Origin of the sequence: Williamsia serinedens (genome assembly GCF_024171725.1) — a bacterium.
GTDB lineage: Bacteria > Actinomycetota > Actinomycetes > Mycobacteriales > Mycobacteriaceae > Williamsia_A > Williamsia_A serinedens.
In genome coordinates, this window is record NZ_JAMTCG010000007.1 from 328,924 (window position 1) to 344,541 (window position 15,618).

Annotated in this window: 13 protein-coding genes; 2 read left to right on the plus strand and 11 right to left on the minus strand. The window is 71.8% G+C overall.

The features are described 5' to 3' along the window. Positions 1 to 40 precede the first annotated feature (40 nt). Complete coding sequence (locus LX12_RS19605) at positions 41 to 1,327, minus strand: acyltransferase family protein (RefSeq protein WP_253656273.1); 1,287 nt, start codon at positions 1,325 to 1,327, stop codon at positions 41 to 43. Between the two features lie 209 nt (positions 1,328 to 1,536). On the opposite strand from LX12_RS19605, the gene LX12_RS19610 reads away from it, so the two are divergent. Then, positions 1,537 to 3,063: a cellulase family glycosylhydrolase gene (locus LX12_RS19610; protein WP_253656274.1), complete on the plus strand. Its 1,527-nt coding sequence runs from the start codon at positions 1,537 to 1,539 to the stop codon at positions 3,061 to 3,063. 25 nt (positions 3,064 to 3,088) lie between these two features. On the opposite strand, the gene LX12_RS19615 is transcribed toward LX12_RS19610, so the two are convergent. The 6 genes from LX12_RS19615 to LX12_RS19640 form a co-directional block, all read right to left on the minus strand. Beyond that, the gene (locus LX12_RS19615; RefSeq protein WP_253656275.1) at positions 3,089 to 3,877 is read right to left on the minus strand and encodes a class I SAM-dependent methyltransferase; all 789 of its coding nucleotides are present in this window, start codon (positions 3,875 to 3,877) and stop codon (positions 3,089 to 3,091) included. A 63-nt stretch (positions 3,878 to 3,940) separates the two neighbouring features. After that, positions 3,941 to 5,143: a lipase family protein gene (locus LX12_RS19620; RefSeq protein ID WP_253656276.1), complete on the minus strand. Its 1,203-nt coding sequence runs from the start codon at positions 5,141 to 5,143 to the stop codon at positions 3,941 to 3,943. 26 nt (positions 5,144 to 5,169) lie between these two features. Then, entirely contained in the window at positions 5,170 to 6,444 is a 1,275-nt protein-coding gene (locus LX12_RS19625) for a lipase family protein (protein ID WP_253656277.1), read from the minus strand. Beyond that, positions 6,441 to 7,124 (minus strand): YveK family protein, encoded by a 684-nt coding sequence (locus LX12_RS19630; RefSeq protein WP_253656278.1) that lies wholly within the window; start codon positions 7,122 to 7,124, stop codon positions 6,441 to 6,443. The genes LX12_RS19625 and LX12_RS19630 overlap by 4 nt, the downstream gene beginning before the upstream one ends. Beyond that, positions 7,121 to 8,383 carry a lipase family protein gene (locus LX12_RS19635; RefSeq protein ID WP_253656279.1) on the minus strand — a complete coding sequence of 421 codons (1,263 nt, stop codon included), beginning with the start codon at positions 8,381 to 8,383 and terminating at the stop codon, positions 7,121 to 7,123. Before LX12_RS19635 ends, LX12_RS19630 begins: the two co-directional genes overlap by 4 nt. 4 nt (positions 8,384 to 8,387) lie before the next feature. After that, positions 8,388 to 9,884 carry a tyrosine-protein kinase domain-containing protein gene (locus LX12_RS19640; RefSeq protein WP_253656280.1) on the minus strand — a complete coding sequence of 499 codons (1,497 nt, stop codon included), beginning with the start codon at positions 9,882 to 9,884 and terminating at the stop codon, positions 8,388 to 8,390. Positions 9,885 to 10,063: 179 nt separating this feature from the next. Between LX12_RS19640 and LX12_RS19645 the strand changes: the two genes are divergently transcribed. Further along, complete coding sequence (locus tag LX12_RS19645) at positions 10,064 to 11,566, plus strand: O-antigen ligase family protein (RefSeq protein ID WP_253656281.1); 1,503 nt, start codon at positions 10,064 to 10,066, stop codon at positions 11,564 to 11,566. On the opposite strand, the gene LX12_RS19650 is transcribed toward LX12_RS19645, so the two are convergent. The 4 genes from LX12_RS19650 to LX12_RS19665 are packed head-to-tail and all read right to left on the minus strand — an operon-like array spanning position 11,484 to position 15,596. Further along, the gene (locus tag LX12_RS19650; RefSeq protein ID WP_253656282.1) at positions 11,484 to 12,635 is read right to left on the minus strand and encodes a glycosyltransferase; all 1,152 of its coding nucleotides are present in this window, start codon (positions 12,633 to 12,635) and stop codon (positions 11,484 to 11,486) included. The two genes, LX12_RS19645 and LX12_RS19650, sit on opposite strands and share 83 nt — an antisense overlap. Continuing rightward, complete coding sequence (locus LX12_RS19655) at positions 12,632 to 13,828, minus strand: lipopolysaccharide biosynthesis protein (RefSeq protein WP_253656283.1); 1,197 nt, start codon at positions 13,826 to 13,828, stop codon at positions 12,632 to 12,634. The genes LX12_RS19650 and LX12_RS19655 overlap by 4 nt, the downstream gene beginning before the upstream one ends. Continuing rightward, positions 13,825 to 14,943, minus strand: coding sequence for a glycosyltransferase (locus tag LX12_RS19660; RefSeq protein WP_253656284.1), 1,119 nt, complete (start codon positions 14,941 to 14,943; stop codon positions 13,825 to 13,827). The genes LX12_RS19655 and LX12_RS19660 overlap by 4 nt, the downstream gene beginning before the upstream one ends. Next, entirely contained in the window at positions 14,943 to 15,596 is a 654-nt protein-coding gene (locus LX12_RS19665) for an acyltransferase (protein ID WP_253656285.1), read from the minus strand. Before LX12_RS19665 ends, LX12_RS19660 begins: the two co-directional genes overlap by 1 nt. Between the last annotated feature and the right edge of the window lie 22 nt (positions 15,597 to 15,618).

Below are 15,618 nucleotides of genomic sequence, written 5' to 3' on the forward strand. Positions count from 1 at the left end.
TTGTACGACGGTGACGAACCTCCGTGTCGGGGTCCTGACGTCAGCGGGTCTTGACGCGCCTCGCGAGATCGATCGCGGGCTTCTCCACGAAGCGGTAGGTGATCGCCGAGCACAGGACCGTCGCGGCGAAGACGATGAGAAGGTTCCTGCCCAACCCCGCCCAGGTGTCGCCGCCGAGCACCCCCCACCGGCCCAGCAGCATCAGCAGCGGGAAGTGCCACAGGTACATGCTCAGCGAGATGCGGCCGAGGTACTCGAAGGGCTTCCAGTCGACGACCTCGGCGATGCGTGAGCGGGCGTCGTGGGCGAGCGGCAGCACGATGATCGCGATGATGAGGCCGCTGGCGAACGAGGTCGCGACGACCTGCTGGTTGCTGGGCAGGACCAGCAGCACCAGCATGACGAGCAGGGCGGGGAGCAGCAGGATCGCGCTGACCCGCCGCGCCCACACCGCGAAGCGCGCGGAGAGCGCGCCGGACTCGACGGCGACGAAGAGGACCGCGGCGATCATGCCGAAGGTGAACGTCTGTGCGCCGCCGAGGAAGCTGCGCAGGATGACGGCCGACCAGTTCGGCCCGAAGTTCGCCGCGACGATGTCGTCGATGCCCTGGGCGCGGGCGATCGCGTCGGCGACCGCCGTGCCGACCACGCCGATGACGCAGAAGGCGATCGGCGCGATCAGCGCCAGGACCATCGGCGAGGTGCCCCGACGCCGCCGCAGCGCGAACAACCCCCAGCCCACCAGCGGGAGACTGATGTAGAAGGCGTACTCCAGCGTCAGCGACCACGACGGATTGATGCCGGTCTGGATCAGGCCGGGCACGTAGGTCTGGACCAGGAAGATGTTGGCCAGGAACGTGACCGGGTCGGTGATCATGCCGGTCCCCGCCTCGCTGCCGAGCACGAGGGCCTGCTGGGCATTACGGACGAACACCGCCTGCAGCACGAAGTTCGCGATGAGGAACACCACGAGGTAGCACGGCATGATCCGCAGCACGCGGTGGACGACGAAGCTGCGGACGTCCGGCTGGCGGTCGCGATCGGCGAAGAGGGCCCGCAGGATCGGCAGGTACAGCAGGAATCCCGAGAGCGCGAAGAAGAAGATGAGCGCCTGGCCGAGGATCTGCAGCTTGCCCGACTCGGCGGTGTGCACGGAGTAGTGGCCTGCGACGTGCACGACGAGGATGCAGACACACGCGATCCCGCGGGGACCGTCGAGGCCCCGGATGCGCTTGTGGCGCCGCGCTGCCGGTGTCGGCAACGCCGGCGATGGTCCCCCCTCGACGGGGACCCCGGAGGCGACGCCCCCGACCCGCTGCTCGGTCATCGCCATGCTCCCTGAGATCGCCGTCGGCAGAGTCCGACGTCCCCCGACGCGCCCGCCCCTGATGTGTGCACTTGGGATCATAGGGGGCGCACGATCCACCGGCATCACGACGACGGTCACCGACAGGCCGATCGCGTGCGTGCTGTGGTTCACTGTCGCGGCGGGGGTTGTCCAGACGGCTGCTCTCCGTTCGCGAAAGGTCCCTGTCCATGCCCCGCCCGTCCCGTCGCCGCCTGCTCGCGGTGGTCGCGGTGATGCTGCTGACGACGGTGCTCGCGGGCTGTGGGTCGTCCGGGCCCGGGACAGCGCCGACGACGTCGGCGAAGGTCGGCGTGGGCGACCGCGGCCACGGCTTCGGGATCGCGCTGGGGGCCGAGGTCTACTGGCAGGGGACCTCCGCCACGGACGCCGATCTCGACGCGATAGCCGCGGCCGGACTCGGCTCGATCCGTCTGCCGGTGTTCTGGTCGGCCATCCAGCCCGTCGGGCCCTCGGTCTCCCTCTGGTCCGTCGTGGACCACATCGTCGACGGCGCACGCGCACGCGGGCTGCAGGTCATGGCCACCGTCGGCGGCAGCCCGCCCTGGGCGGGCGATCCCGCGGCGAACGGCGGGCCGTATGCGGCCCCGCGCGACATCGGTCAGTGGTCGACGTTCGTCCGCGCCGTCGCGCAGCGCTACAAGGGCCGGGTCTCGACGTACGAGGTGTGGAACGAGCCGAACAGCTCGGTGTTCTTCGCCCCCCGCGTCGATCCCGCGCGCTACACGCAGCTGCTGCGCGCCGCACACGCGGCGATCGAACAGACCGACCCCGCGGCGACCGTGGTCGCGGGCGCGCTGGGCACCGTCGTCGACACCGCCACGACCGGAGACCCCGTCGACTTCGTGCGGCAGATGTACGCCGACGGCGCGGCCGGCTCGTTCGACGCCCTGTCGGTGCACCCGTACAAGTACGACCTCGGCCTCTCCGAGGCGTGGACCGTGCCCGACTCGCCGGGACGCCAGATCGCCGAGATGCGTCGCCTCATGGACGACAACGGCGACGGCGGGAAGAGGATGTGGGCGACCGAGTACGGCCTGCCGACGTCGGCGGTCGGCCTCGACCGTCAGGCCGCGATGATCGCCGGTTTCGCCGGTGACTGGCAGCAGCTCCCCTTCGCCGGCCCGGTGTTCTGGTACACGTTGCGCGACAAGGCCTCCGGCGTCCCGGACGACGAGGACAACTTCGGGCTCATCCGCACCGACCGATCACCGAAGCCGGCCGTGCGCGTCGTCGCCGACCTCGCCCGGTCCGGGGTGACACCGTCACCGGACGCACAGCGGTTCGCCGATGCGCCGCTCGATGCCGACGGAGGCGAGATCGTCAGCCCGGTCTTCCGGGCGACGCGCTCGGGGGTGCTCGCACGCTTCCAGCGTGACGCCGCGGTGTATCTCACGCCACGCGGATACGTCACGACCACACCGCGGGTCGCACTGGCCGCGATCTCGGCGGACACGTACCCCATCGGGCTCTACGGCGACGACCATCAGGACCTCGCCGACGGCACGACGGTGTTCGCGACCGACGACGGTGGAGTACACGTCATCGGCGGCGGCGTCATGGACGCGTGGTCGCGGTCGCTGGGTGCGGCCCTGACCGACGAGACGCCCGTCGGTGGCGGTGCGGTGCGGGTCGACTTCCAGCGCGGCTCGATCACGTGGTCACCGGATCGCGGTGCGATCCGGTCGATGTCCTAGGACAGCCGCTCTCCGGGACGGAGGGTCAGCTGCGCAGGCGCCGGTAGACCGCGGTGGCCAGCGGGCTGCGCGCGAGGATCTCCCGGGGGTTGCGCGCGACGTCGGCGACGAGGACGACGGGCGAGCCGCCGAAGGTGGACCGCCGGAAGTGGTACAGCGTCCGGTTGTCGTACTTCTCGGCGATCGCCGCTGCGTAGCGGTCGGTGAACTCCGCGTGGGCGAAGAAGACCTTGTTGTAGCCGATGGCGAACGGCCGCAACGCATCCGGGCGCTCGAGGTAGCGAAGGGTGCCCGTGACCACCTCGGGCCAGGCGAAGTTGAACACGTCGTCGGCGATCACGACGCCGCCCTTGGTGAGCGACTCCTCGGCCAACACCATGTCGGAATGGACGACGTCGTCGGTGTGACCGCCGTCGACGCTGAAGAGCCGCACCTCCCCACCGACCATGTGCCGCAGGTCGTCTGCGGAGACGAGGGTGGAGTCACCGGAGTGCACCGCCACGCGGGAAGGGTCGGTGAACCGGGCCAGGTTCGACTCGAACCGTGCGCGGTCGCCCCGGCCCGACCGGTCGACGTTGCGGGCCTGGTCCTCGAAGAGATCGATGGCGACGGACTTCTCGTCGTCACGGAGCAGCAGGTCGAGGCCGATCAGCAACTGCCCGTGGTGGACGCCGATCTCCGCGGCGCCACCGCGGATCCCGAGGGCCCGCTGCCGCGCGTCGAGCACCTTGACGAGCTCGAACACCTCGGGCTGCACCCAACCCCGCACCCGACGACGACCGCGACGGGCATAGGACCCGAACTCCGTACGCATGGCCGCGACCCTAACAGCGCGCATGACCCTTCGCTGGGCGAAGGACAGCCGATGCGCAGCGAGTCATCCCGAATTCACCAGGCTGGAACATGAAGTCACTGAGGGCACGTCGGTGAATCGCTCGCCCAACCAGCGCAAAGCCGCGTCGGTCGGGACGTCGCCGTGCCCGCGGTCGGGGTCGATGCGATACGTCACACTCCCGCCCTCGGCGCACTGCCGTGCGACCGCGGAGCGGGTCCAGGCCGCGTCGATGAACGTGTCCTGTGCACCGTGCTCGATGTACAACGGCGCGGCCAGCGCGCCCTGCGGCAGCGCCCACGCGCGCAACCGCGTCCGCACGCGGTCGGCGGCGGTCGGGGTCGCCGGGGTCAGGTCGCCGGGGCGCAGCGACCGGACCACCGCATCCCGCGTGTCCAGCAGCGGACCCGAGCAGGCGGTGAGCGCATCCCACCCGGAGGCGGCCGCGCCGCGGCGGTAGTCGTCGCGGTCGACGTCGGGGTGCAGACGCGCGAGCGACTCGACGACGGCCTGGAACGTCGGCCGCTGGTCGGACGTCAGCGTCCCGGACACGGCTTTGTCGACGAGGCCGGTCACGTCGCCCGCCGGTGCGATCGCCACCGCGCCGACGAGGGAGAGGTCCGGCGCCCGGGACGACGCCAGCGTCGCCGCCGCCCAGGTCGCTCCACCGCCCTGCGACCCGCCGTACGCGGCCCACCGGGTCGAGATGTCGGGGAACGTCGCACGCAGGGCTCGTACCGCGTCGACCGTGTTCAGCCCGGCGGTGCGGGCGTCGAGGTAGGCGTGGACGCCGGGGGCGCCCAACCCCTGGTAGTCGGGCATGGCGACCGCGAACCCCATCCTGACGAACGCGTCGACCGCACCGACCTGCTGCAAGAGCGTCGGCGACAGCGACGGCGCACAGGCGGTGTCGATACCCGTTGTCCCGTGGGCGAACCCGATGACCGGCCAGCCCCCGGCCGGCGCCGCGGTGCGGGGTGTGAACACCGCCCCGGACACCACCGTCGGCGCATCGGTGTCCCCCGACGACGACCGGTAGGTCACCCGCGCCGACCGCATCGACGACCCGACGAGCGAGCGGGTGAAGTCCGGCATGGGCTCGGCGGAGACCAGGGATCCGGGCGTGTCACCCCCGATGCGCGCGAACGGGTACGGCGAGGGTGCGGCGGTCCGGTCGTCACCCCGGGTCACGACGACGCCCGTCACGATCGCCGCGACGACCACCACCACGACGGTCGCCGTCGCCACCACGGCTCGTCGCGGGTGGACCGTCCTCACTGCTGGTCGGGTCCGGACGCGGCCGGGACCTGGGCGGTCGGCGGCGGGACGTTCCGCCCGCAGGTGTTCAGCGGCGGAGCGTTCTGGAAGCGGGCCTGGATCCAGGCCACGGCGATCGATCCGTCGATGTCGTCGTGTCCCGCGTCGGGCAGGACGTAGTTCTCGACGGTGTCGCCACGGCGGCAGGCGTCGTTCACCGCGTCGACGGTCCACTGCGAGTCGACGAGCTGGTCCTTGGCCCCGTGCACCACCAGCATCGGTGCGGCAGCCCGTCCCGCCGGCAGGGCCATTCGTCGCAGGTCCGCGCGCAGCGCGTCGGTCGCCGTCGGTGTCGCGGGGCGCAGGTCGTCGGGGGTCAGCTGTTTCACCACGGCGGTCCGCTGCTCGGCGAGGTCGCCCTGGCAGGCGGTCAGCACGTCCCAGCGCCGCTGCGCGAGGCCCCGTCGGTAGTCGTCGAGGTCGAGCTCCGGGTGCATCTTCTGCTGCGCCCAGAGGATCCACGGGAAGATCCCGAGCTGCTGCGCGGTGAGCGTGCCACCGGCCGCCTTGTCGGCGAACCCGCTGATGTCGGTCACCGGGGCCAGGCTCGCGGTGCCGAGCAGGTCCAGGCCCGCGTCGTCCCGGGCCACCATCTCGTTCGCCGCCCACGCGGCCTGCCCGCCCTGCGACGACCCGACCGCCACCCACCGCTGCGAGGTGTCGGGGATCAGTTTCCGCGCGGCACGGACGCCGTCGACCATGTTGTGTCCGACGGTCGCCGCGTCCAGGTAGGGGTGGTACGTGCCGTCGAGACCGAGACCCTGGTAGTCGGGCATCACGACGACATAGCCGTCCTTGACGAGGATCCCCACCGCGTCGGCGGCACCGAGCAGGGACGGCGACAGCGACGGGGCGCACTCGTGCTGGATGCCCGTCGTCCCGTGCCCGTAGGCCACGATCGGCCAGCCGCCCGCCGGGGCGGGCCCGACCGGGGAGAACACCGTCCCCGACACCAGGACGGTGGAGCCGTCGACGCCGGAGGTGGACTCGTAGGTGATCCGCGCGGCGGTGGACGTAAGACGGGTGAGACGACGGTCCACGGTCGGCAGGCTCTCCGCCGACCGCAGCGTCCCCGGCCCGCTCCCGGAGAAGTCGCCGCTGATCGGGACGCCGGACGTGGCCGACGTCGGCGCCGGTGGGCTGCTCTGCGCACACGCGGACACCGATCCCAGCGCCGCCAGGACGACGAGCACGATCGCGGCGACCCGCCCGGTCCGCACGTGGGGGCTCACGACACCCGTCCCGCGACGCCGGATCGCACCTGGGCCACAACGGTGTCGACCTGACGACGGTGCATCACCCGGTCGCCGAGCAGGGCCAGCGCGATCGCCCCGATCACTCCCCACACGAACCCCACCGCGGCGGCCAGCCCGACGTCGCGGGTGAGCGAGGAGTGCACGGCGACAGCCGGATAGGCGGTGCCGACCGGCACCAACTGGGCCTGCGGCCCGAGGTCGTCGTTGTTCTCCAACTGGCGGGACACCGCCACGAGGGCACCCGCGACCGCGGTCGCCCGCCGCTCGGCGTCGGCCCGGTTGTCGGCGTCGACCGCGATCGTCAGGACCACGGAGTCGATGCGCTGGGTGGCGGTCACGTGCGACGCCAGGTCCGGCGCGGACCCGCCCAGCAGTTCGTTCGCCTTCGCCGCGACCTCGGGGGACGTGGCCAGGTCGGTGTAGGTGGGGATCCGTGCGCGACCGCCGAGGTCGTTCTGTGCGGCCGCACGGGGATTCGACGGGCCGTCGATCACGGCGAACAGGTCGAACCGTGACGAGTAGGTGGTGTCACCGGTCGCCCACACGGCGAGTCCGGCTCCGGCGGACAGCACGGTGACCGCCACGATCAGCAACCAGCCGCGCAGCGCGATGCGGACGTAGTCGACCGGCGACGGGACCGGGTGGGGTGGTCTCACGTGCGCGGCGGACAGGTGTTGTTCGCCGTCTGTCCGGCGATCCGGTCCTTCAGCCAGGGCAGTCCGCGATCACTCTCGAGGTCGCCGTGGCCCTCGCCCATCCGCTTGTCGATCTCGATGAACCCGCCGATCCGGCAGGCCTTGTCCGCGGCCGCCTGGGTCCACTGCCAGTCGACCAGTTCGTCCTTGGTCCCGAACATGAGCAACATCGGCCCGGTCACCGGGTTCTTCGGCACGGCCCACTGCTCGAGGAGGGTGCGCAGACGGTCGGTGTCGGCCTGGGTGTCGGGCTTCAGGTCGGCGTTGGTCACGGTCTCGCGGGTCTTGAGGACCTCGTCGAGGGGCGCGGTGCAGTCGAGCAGCAGGTTCCACTTCGACGCGAGCGACGGCGTCCGGTAGCGGTTGAGGTCGAGGGTCGGGTTCGTCCACGACAGCGACTGCAACGCGAAGATCAGCGCGACACGCTGGTCACCGGTGAGGGTGCCCGCCTGGGCCTTGTCGGCCAGGCCGGACATGTCCGCCGGCGGGGCCATCGCCATCGTCCCCTTCAGCGACAACCCGCCGCCGTACGCGGCGTCGCGGTCGGCCGCACCCCAGGCCGCCAGGCCACCGAGCGAGTGACCGAAGGCCGTCCAGTTCGTGCTCACCCCTGTCGGGTCGAGGTTCCGCGCGGCCCGCACCGAGTCGATCATGTTGTTGCCGTAGGTCGCACCGTCCAGGAACGGGTTGAGGTACCCCCGGACGCCGAGCCCCTGGAAGTCGGGCAGCGTCACCGCGAACCCGCTCTGGATCATGCTGGCCATCATCGAGCCGTTGCCGACGAGGGTGCTGAAGTCCGACGGAGCGCACTTGTCCAGCACACCGGTGGTGCCGTGGCCGAACGCGATGACCGGCCAGCCCCCCGGCGGCGGCGTGCCCGGCGGGATCGCGATCACGCCGGAGACCTCGGTACGCGACCCGTCCACCCCCGACGTCGAGCGGTAGACGACCCGCTCCACACGGGCGTCGACGTCCTCGAGCTGCTCGTTGCCCTCCAGCGGCTTGACCGACACGAGCGACCCCGGCGCGGACCCTCCCAGGTTCGGTGCGGGGACGGTCGCCGACCCGCCGAAGAGCGGGGCGAAGCTCGTCACCGAGGGCGTGTCCCCCGGCGGGGGCGCCGGCTCCCCGGTGGCACACGCCGACAGCGCCGTGACGACCGTCGCGGCGGTCAGCAGCGCCAGGGTGGTGCGGCGGCGGGATGCGCGGCGAGAGGACATGGTGTCAGCGGCCTTCGGTCACGGGATCGTCGTCGGGGTCCTCGACCCGGTGATGCGCACCGCGGTTGTCCCCTCCCCGATTCGACGCCGCCGGCGGGGCGGATCGGTGCTGCACCCGATCGTCACCGGCACCGGGGTCCGCGGGTGCGGGTGCGTCGCCGTCGTGGGCCTGTCCGGCGTTCGTGACCACGGCACCGAGGAACTCGGCGTGGGCGGTCGCGATCGACTCCAGGGCGCGGCGCAGTGCCGTGCTCCGCGTGTGCCCGAGGCGCGCGACCACGAGGGCGCCGTCACCGAGCGCCGCGGCCACGGCCCCGTCGGTGCAGATCCCGAGCGGCGGGGTGTCGACGACCACGTGGTCGAAGCGGACGGCGAGGTCGGCGAACACCTGCTGGGCGCGGTCGGCGCCCCACAGCTGTCCGCGGGACGTCGGCACCGGCCCCGCGGGCAGCAACGCGAAGCCGCGGCCCCCGACGCGGGTGATCACCGCGTCGTCGAGGGTGTCGTCGCCGACGAGCACCGTCGACAGACCGCGCGTCGGGCGACCGCGTCCACCGGGGTCGCTGCTGAGCAGCCGGTCGGCGAGGGTCGGGGTGACGAGGTCGCCGTCGACGAGGAGGACCCGTCGACCCGACTCGGCGAGCACCGCCGCGAGGTCCACGGCGAGCGTGGACCGCCCGTCCCCGTGTGCGGGGCTGGTGACGGCCACGACCACCGGGCGGGCGCCGTCGGCGGTACGGGCGAAGCGCAGGTTGGTCGCGAGCTGTCGGGTCCGCTCGACGAGTTCGCCACCGGCGCTCGTGTCGGCGACCGCGACGCCAGGACGGTTCGGGTCGGCGACGATCTCACCGAGCACCAGCGACCCGGCGATGTCCTCCACGCGCTCACGGCGGCGCACGCGGGTGTCGACGAGGGCGAGCACGATGACGGCGATGACCCCGAGGGCGAGGCCCGCGACGGCTCCGAGGCCGATGCGGGTCACCAGCGAGGGGCCCGACGCGCTCGACGGGTAGTCGGCGTCGTCGACGAGGATCGCGCCGGCGGCGGGGGTGCCGCCGCGTCGGGACGTCTCGAGCTCGCTGACGAGCTGCACGAGCTGGTCGGCGACCGCGTTGGCGTAGGTCTGGGCGGCGACCGGGTCGGCGTCGGTCGCGGTCACGTCGAGCAGGACCGTGTTCAGCACAGGCGCCGCCGAGATCTTCGACCGCAGCTCGTCGGCCGACATCGACGACTTCAACTGCTCGACGGCGCGGGCCGCGACCTGACGGCTCGTGGCCAGGCTCGCGTACGACTTCACGCGCTCCTGGGAGAACAGATTGTTCTGGTAGGCGTCACCGACGGAGGTGCCGCTCTGCGTGGTGACGAAAAGCTGCGCGGTCGACGCGTACTTCGGCGCCGCGACCAGCGACCACACGTATCCGCCCGCGGCCCCGATCACGGCGACGACCACGATCAGCCACCAGAACCGCCGGAAGGCGCGCAGATAATCCCCGATCGCCAAGGGGCGACTCCATTCGTCTGTGGTTGCCGATCCTTCATCGTTGTGTGTGTTCGGCAACGTCTGTCGTGACGGTGACACAGTAGCCGGGGCGGGCGCGCCCTTCATCTCCGACGACCCCGGTGTGACCGGGCCGACGCCCCCGCGACCCTGTTCGCCCATACGGTTCGCAGCCTGCGGCGATGTCCCCGATGCGGCGCGTCGGCGCGGGTGTCACCATGTACCCCGTGACGGACGGTGGTCGAGCGCGGCTCGCGACGCTCGGGGTGATCGCGGTGCTCGTCGTGGGCCCCGTCGCCGGGGCCGCGGCGGTCCTCGGCGGCAAACTGGCGTTGATCGGCGTGGTCGGGTTGGCGGGCCTGGTGGTCGGCGCCTACATCGGGCTGCGCCATCCCATGTGGCTCTACTACGGACTGGGCATCACGGTGGGGTTCCTGCCGTTCGGAGTGGTGCCCCTGGCCCCGCTCCCGCTCTACCTGGTCTTCGGCGGCTCGGTGGTCCTCGCGGCGGCCCTGCACCCGTCGGCCGGGATGCACTGGCACCCGCTGGAACGCACGCTCCTCGTCCTGGTCGCCGTGTCCGCGGTGTCCGTCGTCTTCACCGCCGTCTCGATCTCCGACTACGTCGACTACGTGAAGTGGGCTCTGGTGACGCTCGCGGTGATCGGGCTGCTGCGCCTGTCGACGGAGAACATGCGCCGGGTCGGGGTGGTGTTCTCCGTCGCCGCGGCGTTCAACGCGCTCATCGGCATCGCCCTGTTCGTCTCGCCCGGGCTGCCGCTGCGCAAGGCGTTCAGTCTCTTCGGATACGGCATCGTCGACGCGTCCACCCGCTACGTGTACAACGCCGAGGGCGTCGAGCAGTCGACCCGGTTGGGCGGCATGTGGGTGGAGCCCAACGCCGCCGGCATCGGCCTGCTGACCGCACTCTGCGTCGCCCTGGTCGTGCTCGAGGGATGGCGGCGGTGGGCGTTCGCCGCGCTGTTCGCGTTCGCGCTGGTGCTGACGCTCAGCCGCGGCGTGATCGTCAGCGTCGTCGTCGGTGCGCTGCTCGTCATGGTGTTCCACCGGATGTCCGACCGTCTGCGGGCGATCGCGGCGACCGTGGGCGCGCTCGTCGTCGTGGCCGGCGCCGCGACACCGCAGGTCCGCAACCGCCTGTTGCAGTCCTTCGTGGGGCAGGACGTCAGCTCCTCGTCCCGCCAGGACGCGCTCAGCAACTTCCCGCACCAGTTGTCGGGGCACTGGTTCTTCGGACTCGGGTGGGCGCGACCGGAGTTCAAGGACGGCGCGCTGGCGTTCCAGGTGAACTACGTGGCCAACGCGCCCCTGCTGACCGTGTACCGCGGTGGGGTGTTCGCCGGTCTCGCGTTCGTCGCGGTGCTGATCGCCGGGGCGATCGTCGGATGGCGGCTCATCACGGGGCGGTCGCTCCCCCGCGCGTTGGTCGGCGGCATCTTCATCGGCTTCTGCCTGGTCGGGCTGCAGCTCGACCACCCGGTGGTGGCGACCCTGCCGGTCACGACGACGTTCTCGGTGCTGCTGGCGTTCCTCGTGCACGCCGACCGGCTCCGCCGCGCGCAGGACGTCCCGGACGACCGGGTCAGCGACTCGCGGCCATGGCGTCGTCCAGCAGCGAGCGCACCGCCTCGTGCGGACGCCGGTCCTGCCATCGCCGCGCGGTGATCGCGTGCAGACGCGCGCCGTCGGCGACCGCGGCGTCGACTTCGGTCAGCAGGCGCCGCGCGGCGGCGACCAGCTCGTCGTCGTCCTCGCAGGTCTCGAGGCCGTAGACGGCGTCGAGTGATCCGACGGCCGCGGGGGTGCCCACCACCGGGAGGCCGATCCGCGCCGCGTCCAGGAACTTCACCCGGACCCCGCCGCCGGTGCTGATCGGCGCGACCATCCCGCGGCACGTCGCCAGGAAGCCGTGCAGGTCGTCGACGAACCCGAGGTCACGGACACCCGGGGGCAGCTCGACCGGTCCGGCCGAGGCGCTGGCTCCGCCGACGACGCACAGCTCGGCACCGGCGATCCCGGCACCGATCCGCGGCCACAGCGCCACCGCACGCTCGAAGGCCTCCTGGTTCGGCGGCCAGTCGCGGGTGCCGAGGAACACCAGTCGCGGCGGCGTCGACGCGACGTCGACCTCGTCGCCGGGCGGCAGTGTCAGGTCGAGCCAGCGCGCGCTCTGGACCCCGCGATCGCGGTACTCCCGGGCCTCCTCGGCGTCGAAGGTGGAGACGGCGTCCGCCGCCCGTGCGACACGCAGTTCGTCCCGGACGAGCCGAGGCGCCTCGACCCGACCGAGCAGGCCGCGGGTCGCCCGCCACACCAGGGACTCCGAGACATGGGTGTTGACCGCGAAGCGGTCGACACCGCCCCGCCGCGACGCCAGGAACGACTCGGCCATGTAACTGTGCTCGGCGAGGTAGACGTCGGCGTGGACGGCCTCGATCGTCGCGCGCAGCTCGGGGCTGTCGAACCGGACGTGCACGAGGCTGCGTCGCCCCGCGAGCGACCGTCGGGCCAGGCGCGCGGGCGCGACCTCGGGCTTGCGGACCCGGTGCAGGGTCAGGCCGCCGGGCACCAGGTCGGTCTCGACGGTCCCCGACTGCTCCGACAGGCAGATCGCCGTGACGGCGTACGTGTCGGCGGCCAGGGTCATCAGCAGGCGGCTGAGCTCGACGTCCCCGCCGCGCTCGAGGACGGGGTCCTTCGAGAGCAGCAGCGCGACAGTGGGTCTCGCACTCATGTCGTCGGCTTCCGGTAGATGGCCGTCGCGTAGATCGCCAGCAGGATCGCGTCGGCCCCGACCGAGGCGATCGAGGCGCCGACGGCTCCGATCGGCGCGAGAGCGGCCACCGCGCCGAGCTTCACGGGCACCAGACCCATGTTGGCCGTGAGCCGCAGGATGTCCCGTCGCTGCGCGTACAGGATCACCTGCAGGATCGAGATCATCGTCCGCATGCCGGTGAACAGGGAGATGATGATCATCGCGACGGCGAGCTCGGTGGGAGCCGGCGTGAGCAGCAGCACGACGCCGAAGATCGCGACGGCCGCGGTCGAGAGCCCGCCGATCGCCAGGGTCAGCTTCAGTGGGGGTCCCGACGACAGCTTCCCGCCCGACAGGCGCAGCGGCTCGTGATACGTCATCCCGAACGACTGCCCAACCGCGGCGAGCGCCGCAGCTACGGTCCAGCACAGGGTGTAGTAACCGGCGGTACGGCTGTCGGTGAGGAAGCCCAGCAGCAGCACGTCGCCCTGGAGATACAGTGCCGTGCCCAGCATCTCGCCGACGAGCGCCAGCGTCAGACGCGGCGGGCCGGGGAGTTGCGGTCGGTGCCCGCGGGCCTCGAGGGCGGCGAGCACGAGGATGACGTAGTACGGCGCGACGTAGAGGGCGCTCGCACCCAGCAGCGTCGGGTGGTCGACGCCGAACAGGTAGACGCAGGCGAGCGCGACGCTGACGACCTGACGGATGCTGTCGAGACGCCAGACGCGGTCCGCCTTGCCGTCGCGCGCGAAGCGGCTCGAGTACGACTTGTAGGCGATCTCCCCGCCCGCGACGGTCAGGCCGAACCAGGCGATGTAGCTGACACCGACCAGTGCGGTGCCCGCCGCGACGAGGGTCAGGCCCACCAGGAACCTGCTCGCGCGTTCGGCGACGAACCGTTCCTCGCTCTCCCGCATCGACCGCACGACGTAGGGGTTGTCCAGGGGCGGGCCGATCACCGCCGACAGCGCGAACGCCATGCCGTAGAGCCCGTAGTCGGAGACGCCGAGCTGCGAGAGCAGCACGACCGTCCACAGCATCCCGACGCCGCGCCCACCGTAGAGCCACAGCATCGCGACCAGCGTGGTCAGCAGGTTGCCCTTTGCGGCCGTCGCGACCGCGCGGGTCCCCTCGGCGACCGGCTCGTCCTCCGGGGACGGGCCGATCGTCACCGCGCGTCCCGCAGCAGCCGCGACCACGTCGCGCAGAACTGCGCGGCGACGGCCTCGTGGGAACCCCGGCGGCGTTCGTCCTGCACCTGCCGGCCGGCGAGCACGAGTGCCTCGTGGTCGTCGACGAGACCACGGACCCGGTCGGCGACGACGGCCGCGAGCTCGTCGGGGTCCTCGGGGGCCTGGCGGATGACGGTGACGCCGTCGCCGTCGCCGTGGTCGGCGAGGGCTCCGTGGTCGGTGCAGACGACCGGGGTGCCGTAGGCGATCGCCCGGGCCATCACCCCCGACGCGGGATATCCCATGCCGTAGGGCGAGCGCCGGCCGTACGGCATGACCAGCGCGCGGATCGACGCGAAGAACGCGTCCTCCTCCGGCCCGTCGACGCCGCCGACGATCTCGACACCGTCGATGCGGGGCAGGTCCTCGGTCCCGCGGCCGGCCACGCGGATGGCGATGTCGTCGTCGAGGCGGGCGCGCAGCCGTTCGAGCTGCTCGAAACCCTTCCCGCGGTACACCAGTCCGAAGAAGCCCACCGCTCGCGGGCGGTCCTCCGGCGGGGTGATGTCGGGACGACGCGCCACGATGTGCGGGACCTGCACCACCTCGAGGTGCGGGTAGAGCGGACGGATCGACTCGGCGCCGCTGCGGGTCAGGACGAACACCGTGCGGGGACGCAGCCACCGACGTTGCACGCGATACGAGAGCGGGCGCAGCGGGAAGTGCAGCGCGTGGTTGAGGAGCCGGTGCTCGGCGAGGAACCGCGTGCGGGCCGGCCACCAGATCGAGTGCGGCGGGTCGTGGATGGTCGCGGTGACCGGGACCTCGTCGGGCAGATGCGCGGTGCCCCAGAACCCGGCGACCGAGCCCCCGCTGAGCTCGGTGTGGACGAGCACGGGACCCGGTGCGGTGGCGACCATCTCGCGGATCTCGGCGCTCCGGCGGCGCAGATCGGCGACGGAGTCGTCGCCGGGCGTGCCGGTGCGGTGTTCGACGAGCTCCCCCACGTGGGGACGCACTGCGTCGATGATGTCCTGCGAGTAGTCACCGACACCGCCCACACCCGTCTCGGGCGCGACGACGATCAGTCGCGCCCCGCTCAACGGATCGGTCATCAGTAGAACAGCGGACGATAACGTCCCGAGTACCGCAGTGCGTCGGGGTTGCGGGTGGCGAACGGCTTCGCCGGGTTGCCGCCGACCACCTCGAGTTCGCCGACGTCCTTGTTGACCATCGACTGCGCGGCCACCACACCGCCGCGGCCGACACGGCACGGAAGCAACAGCGCGCGGGTGCCGATCCAGGCGTAGTCCTCGATGATCATCGGCTTGGGCAGCGGCAGGAAGTCGGGGTCGTTGATGTCGTGCCCACCGCCGAGCAGGTGGGTGTCGCTGGCGATCACGACGTTGTCGCCGATGAGGATGCCCGCCCGCGCGTCGAGGACGCAGCGGAAGCTGACGTTGCTGTTCTCGCCGATGGTCAGGTACGGCAGGTCGAACACCGTCGTCCCGCGCAGCACCGTCGATCCCTTGCCGATCTTCGCCCCGAAGAGCCGCAGCCACGCGAGTCGGATGGTGTGGCTGGGGATGTAGGTGATCAGCAGGTTGTACCCGACCAGCCCGATCCGGTTGTAGAGCTTCTGGGCGAGGCTGATGTCCTGCATCTTGTACTTCTTCACCACCTCGCCGTCGACGACCGTCTCGGACATCTTCGGCGGCGGCGGGGTGCGCAGGGCACGGGTGTACTTGTCGTCGGCTTGCGTGGTCACGCCTCGGGGGCTCCTGTTCGTG